Annotated in this window: 6 protein-coding genes; all 6 read left to right on the top strand. The window is 45.6% G+C overall.

Annotated features, from left to right (window positions below):
* Positions 1-333 precede the first annotated feature (333 nt).
* Positions 334-1,671, top strand: a complete 1,338-nt coding sequence (locus tag HMPREF9446_RS01645; RefSeq protein ID WP_009123693.1) for a site-specific integrase — start codon at positions 334-336, stop codon at positions 1,669-1,671.
* Positions 1,672-1,677: 6 nt separating this feature from the next.
* The gene (locus HMPREF9446_RS01640; protein ID WP_009123692.1) at positions 1,678-2,628 is read left to right on the top strand and encodes a DUF6043 family protein; all 951 of its coding nucleotides are present in this window, start codon (positions 1,678-1,680) and stop codon (positions 2,626-2,628) included.
* Positions 2,629-2,797: 169 nt separating this feature from the next.
* The gene (locus tag HMPREF9446_RS01635) at positions 2,798-3,112 is read left to right on the top strand and encodes a helix-turn-helix domain-containing protein (RefSeq protein WP_005797547.1); all 315 of its coding nucleotides are present in this window, start codon (positions 2,798-2,800) and stop codon (positions 3,110-3,112) included.
* Positions 3,113-3,116: 4 nt separating this feature from the next.
* Positions 3,117-4,307, top strand: coding sequence for a primase-helicase family protein (locus HMPREF9446_RS01630; RefSeq protein WP_009123691.1), 1,191 nt, complete (start codon positions 3,117-3,119; stop codon positions 4,305-4,307).
* Positions 4,308-4,538: 231 nt separating this feature from the next.
* The gene (locus HMPREF9446_RS01625) at positions 4,539-5,489 is read left to right on the top strand and encodes a toprim domain-containing protein (protein WP_009123689.1); all 951 of its coding nucleotides are present in this window, start codon (positions 4,539-4,541) and stop codon (positions 5,487-5,489) included.
* A 223-nt stretch (positions 5,490-5,712) separates the two neighbouring features.
* Positions 5,713-7,116: a hypothetical protein gene (locus tag HMPREF9446_RS01620; RefSeq protein WP_009123688.1), complete on the top strand. Its 1,404-nt coding sequence runs from the start codon at positions 5,713-5,715 to the stop codon at positions 7,114-7,116.
* Positions 7,117-7,119 lie beyond the last annotated feature (3 nt).

Raw genomic sequence — 7,119 nt, 5'->3', positions numbered from 1 at the left:
AATACAAAATCCCTCAGGTTTTTACGTTGATCCCACAAAAGTAGGTCAAATTTAGATATTTGAATAAAAGAAAAGCGGCTAAGTGTTTTATTATCAACTACTTAACCGCTCTTACTTGTACCCAGACCCGCATTTGAAATAATTAAAGTGGGGAAAATGTGGGTAAAAAGAAAAATGCAGAAAAACACAGCAATATAACTATATATCAACTATTTACAATCATATTAAATTTTAATCCGAATTAATCCGATTGCAAATTATTTAGCAGATGTGGGGAAAATGTGGGGAAAATATCTATATTTGCATCCAGATAGATATTTAACCTGTAAGCCTATGAAAGTAACTTTCATCATTAAAAAAGCGGCCAAACGGTATGATACCGAATCAACCGCAACTATTTATATCCGTCTGAGAAATGGAAGACAGCTTGATTCTGTTGCTCCTACCCAGCTTTCAATCAATCCCAACCTGTGGGATGACAAAGCAGAGTGCGTAAAAACAAAAGCTGTCTGCAACGAAGATTTAAGGACTGGCATAAATGAAGAGATACGAAAGCTGAAAACCTATGTGGAAAAATCCTTTCATACGGAAAAAGAATCCGTAGATAAAGAATGGCTGAAACTGACCTTAGACAGATATTATCATCCTGAAAAGTATTTCACACCGGAAGAGATTGTCATCAAACCGACTTTCGGAGAGCTGTTTGACAGCTTTCTGGAAAAGCATCCGTTATCGGAAGTAAGGAAAAAGAATTTCAGGGTGGTAAAAAGAGCCTTATTGCGTTATGAACTGTATGTACGGGAAACAAAAAGAGGGCAAAAAGGATTTGTTCTTGATGTTGATACCGTCACACCCGAAACTCTTCGGGACATGTGGGACTTCTTCGAGAACGAATACCAATATTATGAATTGTACCCGAGCATTTATGAAGCCATTCCAGAAAAGAGAACTCCGCAACCACGTGGAAAAAACACTCTGATAGACTGCTTTTCAAGAATACGCACATTCTTCCTGTGGTGCCTCGACAACAATCTGACCGCCAACAGACCGTTTGACAAGTTTCCGATAGAGGAGTGCAAATACGGAACCCCTGTTTATATCAACCTTGAAGAAAGGGACAGGATTTTCAATGCTGACCTGTCAGCCACTCCACAGCTGGAGATACAGAGGGACATCTTCATTTTCCAGACACTTATAGGATGCAGAGTAAGCGACCTGTACAGAATGACCAAACTGAACGTGGTGAATGAAGCCATTGAATACATACCTAAGAAAACCAAAGAGGGCAATCCTGTAACGGTACGTGTTCCGTTAAACGACAAGGCAAAGGAAATTCTCGAACGGTATAAAGGCCATGAAGGAAAACTGCTGCCATTCATTTCAGAACAAAAATATAATGAGGCAATAAAAAAGATATTCAAACTTTCAGGAGTGGACAGGATTGTCACTATATTAGACCCGTTGACACGTGATGAAGTCAAAAAACCGCTTTATGAAGTGGCAAGCAGCCACCTTGCAAGACGCACCTTCATCGGTAATATTTATAAGAAGGTGAAAGACCCGAATCTTGTTTCGGCACTGTCGGGACACAAGGAAGGCAGCAAGGCTTTCAGACGGTACAGGGATATTGACGAAGAGATGAAGAAAGACCTCGTTAAACTTTTAGACTAAACCTATATGGGACAACAGGAATACGACAATTTCAAAAGACTGATAAGGGAGTGGCTTGACAGCCACCCCGATGAATATGCGGCTTTCGTGGAAGAAATGAACGACAAGGAGTTCAAGGGATTTGTTAAGGTTTTCAAGGTTGCCACAACCTTGGTACCGAGATACAAGGAAGCGACACGCAGACGGATCGGAGACGACAAAATCTCCGATTTCGAGGAACTGGAGAATGTGCTTCTGGATTCTGACCTTGCCCAAAAGATTGTAAACGAGTTCCATCATTCAAAAAGGCGGAGCATCATACCTGCCATGCTCGCATGGCTGTATTACGGACGGAGCTATGAGTGCATGGTGGAACAGGGAGAGGAACTGGCCAAAAGAAAAGGTATTACCAGACTATACAAATGGCTTGTCTCCTACATGGTCAGGTTCATCATCAAGAAGAGCATCAGCAGCGGCATGAGAACCAAAGAAGACTGGGTGGCTTTCAGAAAGCAGCAGAAAGCCATTGAGGAAAACAACCTCGTGGAATGGTCTATTGAGGATGAAGAGGATATTGAAGAAACCGAAACGGAAGATACGGACAGCCTGCAGCAGGGACAGCCCAAGAGCGCAGGACGAAAAGCCGACACACGCACCCTGCCGGAGCTGCTGATAGAGAACAGGGATGTCATTCTGGAAAGAATCGGAACAAGGCTGAAAACGCATACGACCGAAACGGACATTGCACGTCTGTACATCGCACTGGTGGAATACCGTTTCATGCGACCTTGTCCCATAAAGACTTTCCGGAACGCACTGCAACAGCAATACACAGACCTCAGCATCGTACACGAAAGGGGAATACAGAAAGCGTACAGGAACCTTACCACACCTTTCGGAGACAGCAAAAAACTGATAAAGGACATCGGGGAAGACCATGTTGCCATAGAGGAATTGAAGGCTTATCTATCCGCTTGAAACTCGTTTAATTCGTTTTTGGATTTTACGAATTTAACGCATTGAAATCCATTGATTTACGATTATTTTTCGTTATATATTTGTGCCACTATCCTAATCGGGGTAGTGGCTTTTCGTTTATAATACTGCCGAAACGGGAAGTTTTACAACCGGCAGTTTCAACAAGCCTATGACAGACCTGATGGCAATTATCCAAAGCGGAAACGGCAACATCAAACTGGAAGTGACAGGCGAAGACCTGCTCATGTTTTCAAACCAGCTGATAAGCCGTGCCAAGCATGAACTCTCCACCGCCATTGCGGAAGCGAGAAAGGAAAAGTACCTCACAAAGGAGGAAGTGAAGAAAATGTGCGACGTGTGCGACACCACCCTTTGGCACTGGGCAAAGAAGAACTATCTGAAACCCGTGAAGGTGGGGAACAAGGTCAGATACCGACAGTCGGACATACAGAAAATCCTGGGTGAACGCAATCCTTCAATCTGAGCCTATGAAAGAGGAAGAATACATGCGTGTGGGAACGACACTGTACAAGGTCGTAAACCAGCCCTGCGCCAGCGGAGGGTATGAGAAAAGACGTGTGATATGGAACAACAGCACACTCAGGCAGGACTACGGGAAAAACTATCTTGCGACCGTCCCGAAGTATGACGGATTCTGTACCGTTCCCGACCATCTGAACTACCGGAAGGAAATTGACGGTTTTCTGAATCTGTACGAACCGATAGAGCATACTCCGCAGATAGGAGATTTCCCGAACATACGTTCTCTGGTGCTACACATTTTCGGTGAGCAGTACAATCTGGGACTGGACTATCTGCAACTGCTGTTCCTGCAGCCGTTGCAGAAACTTCCCATACTCCTGCTGGTATCGGAAGAGAGGAACACGGGCAAGAGTACATTTCTTAATTTCCTGAAAGCCGTATTCGGGGATAACGTGACATTCAACACCAACGAGGATTTCCGGAGCCAGTTCAATTCCGACTGGGCCGGAAAGCTGCTCATTGTCGTGGACGAGGTGCTGCTCAACCGCAGGGAAGACAGCGAGCGGTTGAAAAACCTGAGCACCACTTTCAATTACAAGGTGGAAGCCAAAGGGAAAGACCGCACGGAAATAGCCTTCTTCGCCAAGTTCGTATTGTGTTCAAACAACGAGTACCTGCCTGTAATCATAGACGCAGGGGAAACACGATACTGGGTAAGGAAGATAAATCCGCTGCAGAACGATGACACAAATTTCCTGCAAAAGCTGAAAGAGGAAATCCCCGCCTTCCTGTTCTTCCTGACGCAAAGGGAGCTTTCAACGGAAAAGGAAAGCCGTATGTGGTTCAACCCGAAGCTGACACATACGGCAGCCCTGCAGAAAATCATCCGGAGCAACCGCAACCGTCTGGAGATAGAAATGGCTGAACTGTTCCTTGACATCATGTCAAACATGGATGTGGAAAGCGTATCATTCTGCCTGAACGACCTCATGACACTGCTTATCTATTCGCAGGTAAAGGCAGAGAAATATCAGGTGCGGAAAGTGGTTCAGGAAGTATGGAAGCTGACTTCCGCACCGAACTCGCTTTCCTACACCGCCTATGAGATTGCTCCCCACCGTGACTGCCACTACGAGACGAAAAGGAAAATAGGAAGGTTCTACACGATAACCAAGGAACAGCTGACCGCTATATGATTATTTTGATGAAATGATGAATACGGCATATAATACATTGTATTACAGTGCAATATAAACTCATCATTCATTCATCGGAATATAATGCTGATGAAAAGAGAAATCATCATTTCTTTTTTGGCAAGCAGTCTGATGAAAAAATGATGAAGCGTTACCGTTCTGTATAACAGCTTATTACAAGCAAAATTCATCAAATCATCGTTTTTTCACTCATCACAAAACCGTACGAAAATGACAACAGAAGAAGCAAAAAAGATAAGAATCGCAGACTATCTGCACAGTCTGGGGTATTCCCCAGTAAAGCAGCAGGGGGTAAACCTCTGGTACAAATCCCCGTTCAGGGAAGAGAACGAGCCCTCATTCAAGGTAAACACCGAGCGTGAGCAATGGTTCGACTTCGGTCTGGGAAAGGGCGGCAACATCATCGCACTGGCGGCACACCTCTACGCAACGGAGAGTGTTCCGTATATCCTGAAACGCATAGAGGAACAGACACCGCATGTCCGTCCCGTGTCTTTCTCTTTTCGCAGGCAGTCTGCCACCGAGCCGAGTTTCCAGAAGCTTGACATCGTGCAGCTGTCTTCTCCTGCCCTGCTCTCTTACCTGCAGGAAAGGGGGATAAATACGGCACTGGCGAAAAGAGAATGCCGTGAGGCACACTTCACCAACAACGGCAAACGGTATTTTGCCATTGCCTTTCCGAACATATCGGGCGGATATGAAATCCGCAACCGATATTTCAAGGGCTGCATCGCACCGAAGGAAATATCACATATCAGACAATCGGGAGAACCGAGAAAAGCATGTTACGTTTTTGAGGGGTTCATGGACTACCTTTCCTTTCTGACACTGAGGCTTGAAAGCTGTCCGCAATTCCCCGATTTCGACAGACAGGACTACATGGTTCTGAACTCTGTTGCCAATGTTTCCAAGGCACTCTATCCGCTGGGCAGCTATGAACGCATCCACTGTTTCCTTGACAATGACCGTGCAGGAATGGAAGCCCTGCAGCAAATCAGAAAGGAGTATGACAATACCAGACATATACGTGACGCTTCACACATTTACAGCGGATGCAAGGATTTGAACGAATACCTGCAAAAACGGACAGAGACAAAGAAACAAGCTCAATCCATCAAAGTGAAGACACCGCCCAATAAACCGGGAGGCTTTCGGTTATAGCCCACTATAACTACACGCTTCGCTTACGTAGTTGTGGGCTCTCCCGAGGGGATTAGGGTTTTACCCTAATAACCCACTCAGGGCGTTTCTCCCCTGAGAACCCAGAGCAAAGAGTGACCCTCTCTTTGCAATCTCCGCTTATGGGTTGCACCCCTAAGAACCCCATGCGTTTACGGACAGCGGAAAAGCAAACAATAAAGTACAAAACAAAAAACAAGTATCTATGGCAACAAAATCAAGCATACATATCAAGCCCTGCAACATCGCATCGAGCGAGGCTCACAACAAAAGGACTGCCGAATACATGCGCCACATCGGAGAGTCCAGAATCTATGTGGTTTCTGAACTCTCCACCGACAACGAGCAGTGGATAAATCCCGACTTCGGAAGTCCGGATTTGCGGACGCATTATGACAATATCAGACAGATGGTAAAGGAAAAGACCGGACGTGCCATGCAGGAAAAGGAACGGGAGCGCAAAGGCAAGAACGGCAAAATAATCAAAATTGCTGGATGCTCACCCATACGTGAAGGAGTGCTGCTTGTCAGGTCAGACACCACACTGGCAGACGTGCGTAAATTCGGTGAAGAATGTCAAAGACGCTGGGGAATCACACCGCTGCAAATCTTCCTGCACAAGGACGAAGGGCATTGGCTGAACGGTCAGCCGGAAGCAGAAGACAAGGAAAGCTTCAAGGTCGGGGACAGATGGTTCAAGCCGAACTATCATGCCCATATCGTTTTCGACTGGATGAACCACGAAACCGGAAAGAGCCGAAAGCTCAATGACGATGACATGATGCAGATGCAGACCCTTGCATCAGACATCCTGCTGATGGAGCGTGGGCAGTCAAAGGCTGTCACGGGTAAGGAGCATCTGGACCGGAACGACTTTATCATTGAGAAACAGAAAGCCGAACTGCAACGCATGGATGCAGCCAAACGGCACAAAGAAGAACAGATAAATCTTGCCGAGCAGGAACTGAAACAGGTAAAATCAGAAATACGCACTGACAAGCTAAAGAAGACAGCCACCACGGCAGCGACAGCCATAACAAGCGGAGTTGCTTCTCTTTTCGGAAGCGGAAAACTGAAAGAACTGGAACATGCCAACGAGAAACTGCAAGACGAGGTTTCAAAACGGAACACCAATATTGAAAAATTACAGAGCCAGATACAGCAGATGCAGAAACAGCATGATACGCAAATCCACAATCTCAAGGAAATGCACAGACAGGAACTTGACATGAAGGAAAAAGAACTGTCACGGCTCGCCAGAATCATAGACAAGGCTTTCAGATGGTTCCCGATGTTCAGGGAAATGCTACGCATGGAAAAGTTCTGTGCCATGCTGGGGTTCACTAAAGAAATGACTGAAAGTCTTTTGGTCAAGAAAGAAGCCCTGAAATGTAGCGGTAAAATCTATTCCGAGCAACACAGACGGAACTTTGATATAAAGGATGATATTTTAAGGGTGGAAAATGACCCTGACGATGAAAGCAGGCTGAACCTGACAATAAACAGGAAGCCGATTGCCGACTGGTTCATGGAACAATGGCACAGGCTCAGATACGGAACAAGGCTGCCACAACAGGAAGAAAGAAAAAGTAGAGGATTCAAATTGTAATAG

This window comes from Bacteroides fluxus YIT 12057 (assembly GCF_000195635.1).
GTDB lineage: Bacteria > Bacteroidota > Bacteroidia > Bacteroidales > Bacteroidaceae > Bacteroides > Bacteroides fluxus.
Note: the sequence above shows the minus strand (reverse complement) of the source record. Positions and strands in the feature narration are given on the sequence as shown.